At 38.2% G+C, this 15,213-nt stretch carries 15 protein-coding genes; 5 read left to right on the top strand and 10 right to left on the bottom strand.

What is annotated here, in order from left to right:
• Window positions 1-456 precede the first annotated feature (456 nt).
• Entirely contained in the window at window positions 457-660 is a 204-nt protein-coding gene (locus ACN0TV_RS01570) for an IS3 family transposase (protein ID WP_417359940.1), read from the top strand.
• A 580-nt stretch (window positions 661-1,240) separates the two neighbouring features.
• Here the strand turns inward: ACN0TV_RS01570 and dnaB are convergent.
• The 5 genes from dnaB to tgt all read right to left on the bottom strand — a co-directional run bounded on the left by dnaB (window position 1,241) and on the right by tgt (window position 7,115).
• Window positions 1,241-2,776 carry a replicative DNA helicase gene (gene dnaB / locus ACN0TV_RS01565; RefSeq protein ID WP_417359431.1) on the bottom strand — a complete coding sequence of 512 codons (1,536 nt, stop codon included), beginning with the start codon at window positions 2,774-2,776 and terminating at the stop codon, window positions 1,241-1,243.
• Window positions 2,777-2,945: 169 nt separating this feature from the next.
• The gene (locus ACN0TV_RS01560; RefSeq protein WP_417359429.1) at window positions 2,946-3,899 is read right to left on the bottom strand and encodes an acetyl-CoA carboxylase carboxyltransferase subunit alpha; all 954 of its coding nucleotides are present in this window, start codon (window positions 3,897-3,899) and stop codon (window positions 2,946-2,948) included.
• A 46-nt stretch (window positions 3,900-3,945) separates the two neighbouring features.
• Window positions 3,946-4,848: a DMT family transporter gene (locus ACN0TV_RS01555; protein WP_417359427.1), complete on the bottom strand. Its 903-nt coding sequence runs from the start codon at window positions 4,846-4,848 to the stop codon at window positions 3,946-3,948.
• Window positions 4,835-5,914, bottom strand: coding sequence for an LptF/LptG family permease (locus tag ACN0TV_RS01550; protein ID WP_417359425.1), 1,080 nt, complete (start codon window positions 5,912-5,914; stop codon window positions 4,835-4,837). Before ACN0TV_RS01550 ends, ACN0TV_RS01555 begins: the two co-directional genes overlap by 14 nt.
• A gap of 70 nt (window positions 5,915-5,984) precedes the next feature.
• Window positions 5,985-7,115, bottom strand: coding sequence for a tRNA guanosine(34) transglycosylase Tgt (tgt, locus tag ACN0TV_RS01545; protein ID WP_417359423.1), 1,131 nt, complete (start codon window positions 7,113-7,115; stop codon window positions 5,985-5,987).
• 242 nt (window positions 7,116-7,357) lie between these two features.
• Between tgt and ACN0TV_RS01540 the strand changes: the two genes are divergently transcribed.
• The 4 genes from ACN0TV_RS01540 (at window position 7,358) to ACN0TV_RS01525 (ending at window position 10,749) form a co-directional block, all read left to right on the top strand.
• Complete coding sequence (locus tag ACN0TV_RS01540; protein WP_417359421.1) at window positions 7,358-8,203, top strand: transketolase; 846 nt, start codon at window positions 7,358-7,360, stop codon at window positions 8,201-8,203.
• Window positions 8,204-8,248: 45 nt separating this feature from the next.
• Window positions 8,249-9,202: a transketolase family protein gene (locus ACN0TV_RS01535; RefSeq protein WP_417359419.1), complete on the top strand. Its 954-nt coding sequence runs from the start codon at window positions 8,249-8,251 to the stop codon at window positions 9,200-9,202.
• 49 nt (window positions 9,203-9,251) lie between these two features.
• A complete protein-coding gene (locus ACN0TV_RS01530; protein WP_417359417.1) occupies window positions 9,252-9,845 on the top strand; it encodes a porin family protein in 594 nt (197 codons plus the stop codon).
• A 322-nt stretch (window positions 9,846-10,167) separates the two neighbouring features.
• Window positions 10,168-10,749 (top strand): porin family protein, encoded by a 582-nt coding sequence (locus tag ACN0TV_RS01525; protein WP_417359415.1) that lies wholly within the window; start codon window positions 10,168-10,170, stop codon window positions 10,747-10,749.
• A 225-nt stretch (window positions 10,750-10,974) separates the two neighbouring features.
• On the opposite strand, the gene ACN0TV_RS01520 is transcribed toward ACN0TV_RS01525, so the two are convergent.
• From ACN0TV_RS01520 to ACN0TV_RS01500, 5 genes are all read right to left on the bottom strand, one after another.
• Window positions 10,975-11,442 (bottom strand): nuclear transport factor 2 family protein, encoded by a 468-nt coding sequence (locus ACN0TV_RS01520; RefSeq protein WP_417359413.1) that lies wholly within the window; start codon window positions 11,440-11,442, stop codon window positions 10,975-10,977.
• A gap of 137 nt (window positions 11,443-11,579) precedes the next feature.
• Complete coding sequence (locus ACN0TV_RS01515) at window positions 11,580-12,362, bottom strand: glucose 1-dehydrogenase (protein WP_417359411.1); 783 nt, start codon at window positions 12,360-12,362, stop codon at window positions 11,580-11,582.
• Between the two features lie 213 nt (window positions 12,363-12,575).
• Window positions 12,576-12,989 carry a VOC family protein gene (locus tag ACN0TV_RS01510; protein WP_417359410.1) on the bottom strand — a complete coding sequence of 138 codons (414 nt, stop codon included), beginning with the start codon at window positions 12,987-12,989 and terminating at the stop codon, window positions 12,576-12,578.
• Complete coding sequence (locus ACN0TV_RS01505; RefSeq protein ID WP_417359408.1) at window positions 12,990-13,541, bottom strand: DUF4287 domain-containing protein; 552 nt, start codon at window positions 13,539-13,541, stop codon at window positions 12,990-12,992. It lies immediately after the preceding gene.
• 188 nt (window positions 13,542-13,729) lie between these two features.
• On the bottom strand, window positions 13,730-14,986 hold the full coding sequence (locus ACN0TV_RS01500; RefSeq protein ID WP_417359406.1) for a serine hydrolase domain-containing protein: 1,257 nt from the start codon (window positions 14,984-14,986) through the stop codon (window positions 13,730-13,732).
• Window positions 14,987-15,213 lie beyond the last annotated feature (227 nt).

Genomic DNA, 15,213 nt, shown 5'->3' with positions numbered 1-15,213 from the left:
ATCACACAACTGAACCCAAACACTACAATATATGGAGTTGAATATAAGTACGTAATACGATAGAATTTCGCATTAATCTTAGGTGTATTTATAGTAATTTCTCTGATTTATAACAAAGCTGCTGTCATTGATCTAGTTTGAATTGTTCAAAAGCAGATAGTCGTGTATAAATCTATAAATCAGCCGTTTTACAACAAATTAGTTGCTATTATTTTCAAAATATAAGGTTTGTGAATTATAGTATTTGGTAGTAGGGTAATATAGGTTGTAATAAAATTAAAATTGCATGGTAAACTCTTCTCATTACATGGTAAAACGAATACTTGCCGCACACAACCATAGTACTTTTTGTTCCGTCAGGCGGTACTGAAGTCCAAGAATAAAATGATTCTCCGCCCACAACCTCAGGATGAATTTGTAGATAAATTCGCTACAAACCATGTATAACAAGCTCATATTGAGGCTTATCACGGTATACTTAAAAAGGAGGTATTTACTCGATTTGATTACAGAACCTTTGGTCAGATCGAGCAAATCTTAAAACGATATGTTGTCTTTTACAATAATGATAGGCTCCATGGGCAACTAGGAAGGATCACGCCAATGGAAAAGTGGAATCAGGATCAGCACTTAATTTTAATGAAAAAATGTGTTGTTTAATTAATTTTTGAAATGTAGAATAATTCTCTTGTTTTATAGGGGTCAAAACACAATTGAGACCCCCGTAATATCTTCTAAGGAAGCAATTGCTTGATAAACAAAATCATAATCTTTATACATCTCTGTTCAATAATATTTAATGTTCAGCAGTACTGAACAAGTAAATTTAATGAACAAAATTAATAAATAAAAGCTTTTCCACCTTAAAGTTATCTGTCAGCCAAGATTCTAGAGCTAAAAACAGTAAGACAATCATAAATGATCAACTTTATAATATTTACAATAATCTGTTAAGAACAATGTGCACTATAAACAAAAATAAACGTAAACATTTGTTTTTGATAAAATACAAGGGCTATTAGTTGACTAACGCGCAAAAGAGCGTACAACATTGAAAATAAATAACTCAAAACAAGGAATTACATAACCATAAATCAAAACCAACTAGTTTTGTTCATTAAATTTAGTGTTCAGCAGTGCTGAACACGTAAATTTAATGAACAAAACTGAACAGAAAACAAAAATTGCCCAGGGACACATTGAAGTATTTGGGCAATAGGTTAGTTTTTATCAGTGACTCTTAAAACGGCACATCTCCATCATCATCATTCATAGAGCTTCCGAAAGCTTCGTCAGCACTGGGGAGATCAGTTGTTGCAAAAGGATTGTCGTCATTGGCATTCATCTTTGACTGGAATTCAAAGGGTGAATCAAAATCATCCAAGTTGTCAAATTTACCGAGGTGACCAACGAATTTAAGACGGATATTCTCCAAACCACCGTTACGGTGCTTCGCTATAATGAATTCCGCCTGACCTTGTGTTGGGCTTCGCTCTTCATCATCCCATTCATCAATCTTATAATATTCCGGTCTGTAGATAAAGGACACAATATCCGCATCCTGCTCAATTGCTCCGGATTCCCTAAGATCCGAAAGTAATGGTCGTTTACTACCTCCCCTGGTTTCCACAGCACGTGATAACTGAGAAAGAGCAATAACTGGTACGTCCAATTCTTTTGCAAGCGCCTTAAGGTTCCTTGAAATAGTAGAAATCTCTTGTTCACGGTTTCCGCCTTTTTGGCTACCCCCGGCGGTCATAAGTTGCAAGTAATCAATTACGATAAGTCGAATACCGTGTTGAGAAGCCAATCTTCTCGCCTTTGCTCTGAGGTCAAAAATAGATAGTGAAGGCGAATCATCAATAAATAAAGGTGCGGTTTCTAATCCTTTCACCTTTACATTGAGTTGCTCCCATTCGTGTTTTTCTAATTTCCCCGTACGGAGTTTCTCAGAAGACAATCCTGTCTCTGAAGAAATCAAACGGGTAATAAGCTGTACTGAGGACATCTCTAGTGAGAAAAAGGCCACAGGTATGTTTGAGTTTACCGCAATGTTCCTGGCCATAGACAAGGTCAGCGCAGTTTTACCCATACCCGGACGCGCAGCAACGATAATTAAATCACTGGGCTGCCATCCTGAGGTTAATTTATCTAAACGATCAAATCCGGAAGGAATACCACTGAGCCCTTCTTTGTTTGATATTTCTTCAATTTTTTTCTTTGCCTGGATTACCAAACTCTGAGCAGTCTCCGAGGATTTTTTGATATTCCCCTGAGTTACTTCATACAACTTAGATTCTGCTGAATCTAAAAGGTCAAAAACATCAGTACCCTCATCATAGGCCTCTTCGATAATCTCACTGGAAATTTTAATCAGACTACGCTGAATGTATTTCTGTAAAATAATACGGGAGTGGAACTCAATATGCGCCGAAGAAGATACTTTTTTAGTCAATTGGATCAAATAAAAGTCCCCTCCTACTGCTTCAAGTCTTTTGTTCTGTTTTAAACGCGCCGAAACTGTTAATAAGTCTATGGGCTCGGAAGATTCAAATAACTGCACTATGGCCTCAAAAATGTGTTTGTGGGCCTCCTTATAGAACGCATCCGGGCTCAAAATGTCGATCGCCTCGTCGACACCTTTCTTGTCAATCATCATTGCCCCTAACACAGCCTCCTCTAAATCAGTAGCTTGCGGTGGAATTTTGCCTTTTTCCAACGGAATCACACTGGATTTATTGATTCTGACGCCTTGTATCGGGTTTAAATTTTCCATAGACACGAATGTATATAATTGTATTCTCAACTAGGGTTAAAACGCGCGTGGGTTTATTAACCGGTTGTGAACAATTATAGTGTTAATAACTTGAATTTCTTGTTAATAAAGGTAAAAAAAACCGAAGCACAAACTCCGGTCTTAACATTTTCGTAACAAACACAGGGGCTTATCCGGAATAGACGCCCATCTTTGAATATTTATCCATACGTTTTTTGACCAAATCTGTTGGGGATAACTTTTTAAGTTGCTCATGTACTTCATGAATTTTCTCCTCTACGATTTTAAAAGTCGTTCCACGATCGGAATGCGCTCCCCCTAATGGTTCTTTTACAATATCATCCACTAGGTGTAATTTTTTCATATCACTGGCTGTCAGCTTAAGCGCCTCAGCAGCCTGTTCTTTGTATTCCCAACTTCTCCAAAGAATTGAAGAACATGATTCCGGTGAGATTACAGAATACCAAGTATTCTCTAACATCAGTACGCGATCACCTACTCCAATTCCCAAGGCTCCTCCGGAGGCTCCCTCACCGATTATAAGTACGATGATCGGTACCTTTAATCTGGTCATCTCAAGAATGTTTCTGGCAATAGCCTCACCTTGTCCACGTTCCTCTGCTTCGATACCGGGATAAGCACCGGGAGTATCAATAAGGGTCACTACAGGAACTCCAAACTTCTCTGCCATTTTCATCAGGCGAAGTGCTTTGCGATAACCTTCAGGATTTGCCATCCCAAAGTTTCTGTACTGACGTGTTTTCGTATTATAACCTTTTTGCTGTCCGATGAACATATAGGTTTGTTCCCCAATTTTGCCCAACCCTCCGATCATCGCTTTGTCATCTTTGACATTTCGATCACCGTGAAGTTCTAAGAAGGTATCTCCGCAAATGGCCTCAATATAATCCATGGTGTAGGGTCTGGACGGATGTCTGGACAACTGCACACGTTGCCATGCGGTAAGGTTTTTATAAATATCTTTTTTGGTCTTTTCTAGTTTCTTCTCCAATTGCTTGCAGGTATCAGATACGTCAATTTCACTCTCTGATCCCAACACCACACATTTATCCAATTGTTCTTCAAGCTCTTTAATTGGCAACTCAAAATCTAAATATTCCATGAGTACATTTAATTTATTCTACAGCCCACAAATATAAAACTTTAAACTATTTGTCTTGCTTTATCGCTGTTTTTCTTTTCAGTGTATTCTTCATTATTCCGTTAGCCAGTACTGTGGCTAAAATCACAGCGCCCCCTACATAAAAACCCGGACTCATCTTTTCAGCATCTCCAAAGATAAGGTATGCTAGGAAGATTCCATAAATCGGCTCCAAGTTAATGGTCAGCATCACTGTATAAGGGCTGATAAGCTTCATAACTTTCACTGAAGCAACAATAGCAAAAGCAGTACAAATACTAGAGAGTAGTAGCATGTACATCCAATCTGAAGTTGACAATTGGAAGTATTCAAAAGTGAACTGTTTAGTTATAAAAAGATAGCCGGTAATCAGGAGCACCCCGGCAGTAATCTCATAAAGACCGATTACAGTGGAATCGAGTTTATGTACCAGTTTTCCATTAATTAGAGAAAATATCGAGGAGAGCAATGCCGATACTAACGCCAGTATAATTCCTAATTTATAGTCGGCACCCACATTAAAGATGATATACAACCCGGCAATCACAATAAGACCAAACATAATCTCATACCAAACCATCTTTCTCTTGTAAAAGATTGGCTCCAAAAAGGCCGTAAAAAAAGCGCCCGTTGAAATCGTTGCCAAAGTGACCGACACATTGGACACCTTGATAGCCATAAAGAAAGTGATCCAGTGCAAGGCAATGATCCCTCCTGCGATGACCAGTGTAATAAATAACTTTTTAGTGACGCGTAGTTTAATACGCCTAAAGGCCACATAGATCCCAATGAATACTGCGGCAAGGGACATCCTAAACCACACCAGAGGTATGGCGTCCAAAGAAATTAAGGCTCCCAAAATAGCCGTAAACCCCCATATGAATACAATCAGATGTAAAAGGAGGTAATTTTTTAATTTAGCGTTTAGCATTATTAAGTAGATAAATAGCGAGTACACCAAATATAATATTTGGGAGGGCCACAGCAAGTAGCGGTGAAAAATCCGACTGCTCTGCCAGTGTTCCAAAAACCTTGTCAAAGAACACAAAAATAAAAGCCAGAGAGATTCCGATGGCTAAATTTAGCCCCATACCCCCACGGCGTTTCATGGAAGAAACGGATACCGCAATAATCGTTAAGATAAAAGCCGATACCGGTAAACTCCAACGTTTGTATTTCACCACCAAATAGGTGTTAATGTTTGGAGCGCCTTTGTCGCGTTGTTGCTGAATAAATTCATTTAACTCAAATAAATTTTTGGTCTCCGCTACATAAGAAACGGGCGTCAAATCTTCCAAGTCAAAATCAAAAATGGTATCTAGTCGGTTTTCTTTTATGATAATATCGTCTCTTTCTCCAACGATACGTTTGATATAACTGCTTAAACGATAGGTGCTATCCTTATCTACCCAGCGAATATTACTGGCCGTAATTTTATACTGAAGCTCATTACCCTTAAAATTCTCCAAGGTAAAGTTATAGCCAATCTTGGTACTGGGGGTAAAACTACTCACGTAAATATATTCGTTTTCGTTGATCTGATTGAAAAGGTTGGTTGTCTCCCTACCCTTATCTCGACCTCCCTTAAGGTAGGTGATATAAAAATCATTATAACCCTCACTGGCATCAGGAACGATAAACATCCCCATGATAAAAGCAAAGATTGCAATGATGGTTGCGCCTATAAAATAAGGGCGTAAAAATCGTCTAAAGGATATCCCGGAACTTAGGATCGCAATCACCTCAGTGTTGTTGGCAAGCTTGGAGGTAAACCAAATGATCGATAAGAATAAAAATATAGGGAACAAGAAACTGGCAAAGTAAAACGTAAAGTCAATATAATACGCAATAATTTCACTTGTAGGCGCTTCATTGGCAATCATCTTGTCTACCTTCTCCGAGACATCGATCATGATACCGATGGGGATAAACAAAACCATCATCGCAAAGAAGGTCATTAAGTAGCGCTTTAATATATACCAGTCTATTATTTTCACTTTAATAAATACTCCTTTTGGTTAAAATATATTCCGTTTTTTAAGTCTGTTTGCTCTTGTTTAATGCCAGCTACAACCGCTTGTCCATTTGCTTGACCATGGTATTCTTCCAAGCCGTGAAATCTCCTGCTAAGATATGTTTTCTTGCCTGACGAACCAACCATAAATAAAAACCTAAATTGTGAATTGTCGCAATTTGTTTTCCTAAATATTCATTGGCAGCAAAGAGGTGTCTTAGATAAGCCTTGGTATAATAGGTATCCACATAAGTAATACCCATCTCATCGACAGGAGAAAAATCATCCTCCCATTTTTTATTTTTTATATTGATTGTACCGTGTGCGGTAAACAGCATCCCGTTTCTGGCATTACGCGTCGGCATCACACAGTCAAACATATCCACTCCTAAGGCGATGTTCTCCAAAATATTAATCGGTGTCCCCACACCCATTAAATACCGTGGTTTATCTTCGGGCAATATACCACACACCACCTCGGTCATCGCATACATTTCTTCTGCGGGCTCCCCTACCGATAAGCCGCCGATAGCATTACCCTCAGCGCCGGAATTGGCGATGTACTCTGCGGATTGTATTCTTAAATCTTTATAGGTAGAACCTTGAACTATGGGAAACAAGGTCTGATTGTAACCGTACTTTGGCTGCGTTTGATCAAATCTTTTAATACAACGGTCCAGCCATCTATGCGTCATATGCATAGAACGTCTTGCGTAATTGTAATCACATGGGTAGGGTGTACACTCATCAAAGGCCATGATAATGTCTGCACCTATGGTACGCTGAATATCCATAACGTATTCAGGACTAAAGAAATGGTAAGAGCCATCGATATGACTTTTAAACTTAACACCTTCCTCTTTAATCTTTCGCGTTCCGGAGAGCGAATACACCTGGTATCCTCCACTATCGGTTAGGATGTTTCGGTCCCAATTCATGAATTTATGCAACCCTCCTGCAGCCTCTAAAATAGAGGTTTTAGGTCGTAAGTATAAATGATAGGTGTTCCCCAAAATAATATCGGGATTGATATCTTCTTTGAGTTCACGTTGATGCACGCCCTTTACCGAGGCCACTGTTCCCACCGGCATAAAGATCGGAGTCTCAATGGTTCCGTGATCTGTAGTAATGGTTGCTGCCCTGGCTTTACCGGCCGCATCCTTTGCTGATATTTTAAAATCCATGTAGCTTGTCTGCTCTAATTTGTTTCCTGGGTCAAATCCAACAACTTGCGTCTATTTCCTTTTCTAACGCAGGACTTTTATTTCAAAGATGCAAAGATAAACAAGTTAATCGCTCCACATTACTAAAGATTGTATAATCTGGGCGTATTATATCACAAATAACCCGAATTAGTGTGCTAAATTCCTTTGCTATACATTTTTAAAACTTTATTTTTGTGGGAGATAAATAATAAAGAAAACCAATGTCAGACACACAGAAACTAAAGGAGTTAACAACCCAAGTAAGAAGGGATATTGTAAGGATGGTACATAAAGTAAATTCAGGTCACCCCGGAGGATCTTTAGGATGTGCCGAGTTTTTAGTAGCCTTATATAATGATGTCATGGAAATCAAAGAAGAATTTACCATGGACGGAATCGGTGAAGATTTGTTTTTCCTATCTAACGGTCATATCTCTCCCGTATTTTATAGTGTATTGGCCCGAAGAGGATTCTTCCCAGTTGAAGAATTAGATACATTCCGATTATTAGACTCTCGTCTACAAGGACACCCAACCACGCATGAAGGCCTTCCAGGTATTCGTATCGCATCAGGTTCCTTAGGACAAGGGATGTCCGTAGCCATAGGCGCAGCTCAAGCAAAGAAACTTAATAAGGATAATCATATCATCTACACCTTACATGGTGATGGTGAACTTCAGGAAGGTCAAAACTGGGAAGCAATTATGTATGCTGCCGGTAACAACATAGACAACCTAATTTCTACTATTGACTACAACGGTCAACAAATTGACGGAGCGACTAAGGATGTACTTCCACTTGGAAACTTAAAAGCTAAATTTGAAGCTTTTGGTTGGGATGTGTTGGAAGTAGAACAAGGGAATGACCTCGATGCCGTTTTAGCAGGTCTTGCAGAGGCAAAAAGCAGAACCGGAAAAGGCAAACCCGTTTGTATTTTATTACATACCGTTATGGGGAACGGCGTAGATTTTATGATGGGCACCCATGCATGGCACGGAAAGGCTCCAAACGACGAGCAATTGGAAAAAGCATTAGCTCAAAATCCGGAAACCTTGGGTGATTATTAAGTCACTACCCCATAGACGCATTGTAAAACACAAGAAAATATAAAGATGAAAAAATATACATATACAGAAAAGATAGATACCAGAAGCGGATTTGGAGCAGGACTTACTGAATTGGGACGCACCAATCCAAATGTAGTAGCACTTTGCGCTGATTTGGTAGGTTCCTTAAAAATGGCTGACTTTATCAAAGAAAATCCGGAGCGTTTTTTCCAAATCGGTATTGCTGAAGCCAATATGATGGGTATCGCTGCCGGACTTACTATCGGTGGTAAAATTCCTTTTACCGGTACTTTCGCAAACTTCTCTACCGGTAGAGTTTATGATCAAATCAGACAGTCAATCGCTTATTCCGATAAAAACGTAAAAATATGTGCTTCTCACGCTGGTCTTACACTAGGTGAAGATGGTGCAACGCACCAGATCCTTGAAGATATAGGTATGATGAAAATGTTACCGGGAATGACTGTAATCAATCCTTGTGACTTTAATCAAACCAAAGCAGCTACTATTGCTATTGCAGAATACGAAGGACCTGTATACCTGCGTTTCGGACGTCCTGCAGTTCCTAACTTCACTCCTGCCGATCAAAAATTTGAGATCGGTAAAGCTGTTAAGATCAATGACGGTACCGATGTAACTATTATCGCAACCGGTCACTTGGTATGGGAATCTATAATCGCGGGAGAAGAACTTGCTAAGCAAGGAATTTCAGCTGACATCCTGGATATTCACACCATAAAACCTATCGATAGAGAAGCAATTCTGGAATCAGTAGGTAAAACAGGTTGTGTAGTTACTGCAGAAGAGCATAACTACCTTGGCGGACTGGGAGAAAGTGTCGCTAGAGTACTAGCAGAAAACAACCCAAGCCCTCAAGAATTTGTTGCAACACAAGATACTTTTGGAGAAAGTGGTACTCCTGCGCAGCTTATGGACAAGTATGGTTTAAACAGTGAAGCAATTGTTAAAGCTGTTATAAAAGTGTTAAAAAGAAAATAAACCTCAATAAAAACAGTTTAATAGCAATAGACCGTAAAATAACTTTATTATGAAAAAAGCAATTTTAATGATCTGCCTATTGGCAGGAGCAGTAACCTACGCACAATCAGGTTCAGGTATCGGACTTAAGGGTGGACTTAACTTTGGAGCCAATGGTGACGCCTCAATCCGTGAAAACCTAGGCAACATCGGTTCAGATTCTAAAGTAGGCTTCCACTTAGGTGTATTTGGTAAAATGGACTTTGGAACACTTTATTTCAGACCTGAATTGGTATATACTAAGCTCAACTCAGAATACGATTATGATACAGGTACCAATAAATTTGAAATGAGCAAACTAGATATGCCACTTCTTGTTGGTCTTAACATTCTAGGCCCATTACATATCTTTGCGGGACCTTCTTTACAATATATCCTGGATACAGAATTGGAAAATATTGAATTGGAAGATGTTAAAAATGACTTTACAGTAGGTCTTAACATTGGAGCCGGTGTAAACCTCTCTGATCAATTAGGAGTTGACCTTAGGTTCGAAAGAGGATTTAGCGATAATGAAGCGGAGTTTTCTAGTAACGAAGAATTCCAAGGTAGAGTTGACACCAGACCTTCTCAACTTATTTTGGGATTGTCATATAAATTCTAAAAATAGTATGCTGACAACAAGGCCAATAAGCTGAATTGTTACCATCAATATAAGATTAAGGGCTGCCACATGGCGGCCCTTTTTGTTTTAAATAATTATCATAGCGATTAAGTGATTCAACACGTCTCAAATACCCGGGTCTTCTGCCGGAGTCAACAAAAAACCATAAACAATCGAAATTATACCACCTTTAAAATGAAATTAAAAGAGCCGTAACCTGAGAAATCGTTAATCGTTAAAATGCAGAAAAAGGGAATAGAAATGAAATAAATGTAGGAAAAATCAGTTAAGTAGTAAAACACTGTAATAAAATAACTATTTCATGAAAAAAGCAATTATAATCATCTGCCTTTTGGCAGGAGTAACAACGTATGCACAGACAGGAACCGGTCTTGGAGTTAAGGGTGGTCTTAACTTTGGAGCAACGGGAGACCTCACCCAGAGCATCGGAAATCTAAATTCGGATTCTAGTTCAAAACTAGGATTTCATATTGGAGCCTTTGGAAAAATGGACTTTGGTACACTATACTTAAGACCGGAGCTCATCTATACTCGACTTAATTCTAAGTATGGCGACGATGATTTTAAGATGAATAAACTGGATATGCCGCTTTTAGTTGGTCTAAACATTCTTGAACCGGTACATATTTTTGCCGGACCTGCATTACAATACATTCTAGATACAGAGCTTGAACATGTGAAACTAGAAGATGTTAAAAACGACTTTACAATTGGTTTTCAAATTGGAGCAGGTGTAAACCTTTCCGAAGAGTTGGGTCTTGATATTCGTTACGAAAGAGGCTTTAGCGAAAATGAAGCTAAGTTTGTTGGTAATGATGCCGTTGAACGTAGAATCGACACAAGACCATCTCAAATTATTTTAGGATTGTCATACAAATTCTAAAGATATTAAAATGTCTTAACAAAGCCCATTGGCTGGTAAGTATATGACATTTGATTAAGAGCTGCCCATGGGCGGCTCTTTTACTATTTAATAGGTGAATTGAATCTTTCACAGCCACATCTTCTCTAGTTAACAGTTCAGCACATTAAATTGGAAAAATAGAAGGGATCTGTAGATAATGCAATGGTATCCGCACCATGTTTTCTTAGGTGCAGTTTTTTCCCGCTACCAATATTCAAAAATTCGAGAAATTTTTCCCTTCCTAAATTCAAAAAGGGTCATCTGCGGTTCTCCATCTTTAATTGTACCATCTTTCCTTTCCACAAAACATTTTTGCGTCACCACAGCGTTCAATCCGACAATTTTATTTAGTATTTTAATATCCGTGACTTTTCCATCATACCCTCCATTTTTTTGATTTCGAACGTATCCGTTATACAATTCCTCTCTGGTGTACGTTCCGCCATATTTTGGATGAACATATGTAAAGTCGTCCGAAAAAAGTTCAAAGATGTTGTCGATATCTTCTACTTTCGAATTTGCTTGAAATATTTTAAGATTTAAATCATAATATTTCTTAACAATTGTTTCCAACGAATCCTGATGTGCTTCTGTGGCCTCCTGTGCAACAATTTGATTTGTTGCCAAAAGAACTAGGAAAAAAGAAGCTAATATTTTTAGACGTGTTTTCATAACCGCTTTTTGTTTGTTTTAAATTGTATCTAATGGTTTGGGGCTTGGCGAAGGTGGCGATTTTCACCACAAATGTTTATGCGGAGTACTAAAGAGCCACTTTTGCAAAGCCCGTGTTAGCGGCTGCCAAAATTGAATTATGAGTTACCATAAATGTTTGATTCGCCTCCATCAATAGCAATGGTTTGTCCGCTTACATAGCCGTTGTCTTCACTCAAAAGGAATGCAACTAATTTGGCTACATCACGTGGCTGTCCCAATCGTTTTGTAGGGTTGCGTTGTGCATATTCTGTTTCCGCTACTTTCGGATTGTCAGGATTTACTTGTTTGAATGCTTCTGCAACCATTGGAGTCAGAATTGCTCCGGGTGCTATTGCATTAGTTAGGATTCCGTCTCTGCCATATTCCAAAGCGGCATTTTTTGTCATACCCGAGACAGCGTGTTTGCTCGCCACATAAGGCATTTGGTTTAAAACTCCACGAATGCCACCAACAGATGCCGCATTCACAATACGACCAAACTTTTGTTTTTGCATCACTGGAATTACATAGCGTAAACCGTAGTAAACTCCCATCAAGTTGATGTCAATTACCTTTTTGAAAACATCTATATCATATTCGGTAATGCTTTCCTGTTTTCCCTCAATGCCTGCGTTGTTGTAGAGTCCGTCAATTCTGCCAAATGCCTTTACTGTTTCATCAACATAATTTTTAACGGCTTCCTCATTTGAAACATCCGCCACAACGGTGATTGTTTTTACATCAGGAAACTCTTTGTTTAGTTCTGATTTTGCGTCCACTAACGCTTTTTCGTTGTAGTCAACCAACACAAGGTTTGCACCTTTTGAAGCTAATTCCTTTGCTGCTGCTAATCCAAGTCCCATCCCGGCACCTGTGATAATGATTGATTTGTTTTTCATTTTATTTTAATTGTTTATTGTCAAAAGTTATCTTTATTCTCTGGTCATTCAGCGAACTGTCGTCATTGGTTTCTGCTAACGGTCTCGGCTATGGCCAGTGCGGGATTTCAAAGCACTTTAATGTCCGCCTACCGATATGTTTGTTAATATTCATTTGTTTTCAATTTTAGCACCAAAACCCGCATTACGCATAGCCGCTGTTTTGGGTAGTGGTTATTTTGTACGTCCTTCAACGATTTTATCATACTCAATGTCATTTGGTTCCCACAGTTCTATCTTATTCCCCTCTATGTCTATGATGTGGGCAAATTTTCCATAATCAAAAGTTTCTATTTTATCAACTATGGTCACTCCTTGTTTTTTCAATTCCTCAATAAGCCGTTCAAGATTTTCTACCCTATAATTAATCATAAATTCTTTTTGGGACGGCTCAAAATGAGATGTGTTTTCTGCGGATGGACTCCATTGGGTAAAACCCTTTTTTGTGGAATCCGAACCTTGTCGCCATTCAAAATTAGTTCCCCATTTATCAGTGTCAAATCCTAAATGGTTTCTGTACCAATCTTTCATTTTTTCGGGGTTCTTACATTTAAAAAAAATCCCCCCTATGCCTGTTACTTTTTTCATTTATCCTGCGTTTTCGTATGCGGTTTTAATCCAATCAATTACTTCTTTGTCGATGTCTTTTATGTTAGTCAAGTTCATTTTATGCGAACACATTGCATTTGGTTTTTCGGGTTCTAACTTTCCTTTGGGTTCTTGCCCTTTGAGGTTAATCCCTATTTCAAAACGGTTTTTTGTTGCGGGATTTAAAGTTGCAAACTGCTTTTTTCGCCTTAAACTTACATACGCGTTTTTGGGCGCTATTTCAATGTCATTTCCAAAACTCTGGATTTCAGAAATGAGTTTGTCGTAAATGGGTTTGAAATGTTCTTTGCCTTTGTATTGTTTCGTTATCAAGTCGTCTTGGTTTTTTACAGAACCAGCATCAGTTTCTTTTGCTTTGTGTGCAACAAGATTGGCAAATCCATGAGTAAATTTGTGTTGCTCTTTCAGGTACTTTACAATTTCTCCGTGTTTTGCGAAATTTTGTGCTTTAACAATATCAATCCACTGTGCCAATGTTTTACCTGTGTTCTTGTGCAGGTTTTCAATCATTGTTTGTGTTGCTTTATCCATATTTCGTTGATTTTGGTTTTATTTCGTAGATGTGTTTATACCATTACCCATAACGGTCGTGGCTATGAGCAGTTAGGGATTTTAAACCCCAAACCTTTTAATTTATCACTGTCCTTTATTTTATCATTATGATTTAAATTAAGCATCTAGACCCCAATTGCTTATAGCCTTTGTTATGTGCTGGCTATTTATAGGTTCAGCTTATCAAAATATTCATTCATTGTATCCCAAACCGTATAATATTCTAATTCTTTGGTTCGTTTATCATTACCCATATCTGTGTTAATTACAATGTATCTGCCCGTTTTTTTCTCTTTGTCAAAATACATCCAAGTTGCGACTCCTGCATCTCCGCCTGAATGTCCTATGTAACCCAATGCACTATGTCCAATGAACAAAGCAGGGCTATAATCTCCATTGTAGGGATTACCTGCATTTCTTGATTCAAAGTTATGTTCTTCTAATTGTTCTGTAAAGAGTTCCTTGTAGCTTTCTTTTAAAAGTAATGTACCTTCTCCAGAATAGCCTTTAACTAATTCGGCTAGGTATTTAGCCATATCGTTACTTGATGAAATCAACATACCGTCAGGATAAGTTATAGCGGTATAAAAGGGTAAAAGCGTATTGTCATTTCTATACAATCTCGAATGTTTTTTTATATCCACATCCTCTAGTGACCAACCTGATGAATTCATACCTAAAGGCTTTAAGATATGTTCTTCGGTAAATGAATCAAATGCTTGACCTGTCGCTTTTTCGATAACTAATGCACATAATGTAGCACCTATGTTTGAATAGTTATACCGTTCTCCTGGTTTGAACTTAATGTAATTATTATCTTGGTAGTATTGGCCATTTATTTCTAAATAGCCGTTCAAATATTTTTCCATTGGAACATCAAATTCAGATGAATTCAATCTTTGAGCTGGATAAGCTGTGCTTATATTTGTTAAGTCTTGGTCTTTTGTAAGAATCCAAGCTCTTTCCATATATTGTTCGGTATCATTAATACTTGAAGTATGTGTTGCTAATTGTCTTATTGTAATTGTTTCATCAGGATAATATGGGTTTATTACCTTAAAGGGTAAATAGTCCTGAATTGGGTCGTCTAAATTTAGTTTCCCCATTTCTTTAGCTTTCATTAAAGCGATACCAATTAGTGTTTTAGAAACCGAAGCAATATGTTGTATTGTGTTTTCAGTATACTTTTCTTTGGTCTCAATATTAGCTAGTCCAAAGCCTTTTTCATAGAGCACTCCATTTTGGCTGACCATCGCAACTGCAAATCCATTTATTTGTCCATTTCTTTGAATTGAATCCAATTCTGCTGTCAAAGAATCTAATATAATTTGGTTTTTACTTATCGAATTGGCTGTGTGTTTTTTGCTTTGATTACAAGATGAAAATGAAATCCCGATGATTAATAGTAAAGCTAATTTATTCATTTGTTCTTTTGTTTTTCTTGAAAATCACAAAAATGGATTCCTATTACAGTTTCGTTTTTATTGCTTGCACATAACGTAGCCGGTGCTTGGCACAGGTTCGGGCGCATTGCGCCAAGCGCGTGTTAGAGGACAGTCCCGTAGAGCTGGACTCCGTCAAGCGCCGGCTACGTTGAGCGGGAAGCCCGAAGGGATTTCCGCTCAACAACACAATTATCGAAACAGAATTT

The organism is Galbibacter sp., assembly GCF_048266365.1.
Taxonomy (GTDB): Bacteria; Bacteroidota; Bacteroidia; order Flavobacteriales; family Flavobacteriaceae; genus Galbibacter.
This window is presented reverse-complemented; position numbering and strand designations above follow the sequence as displayed.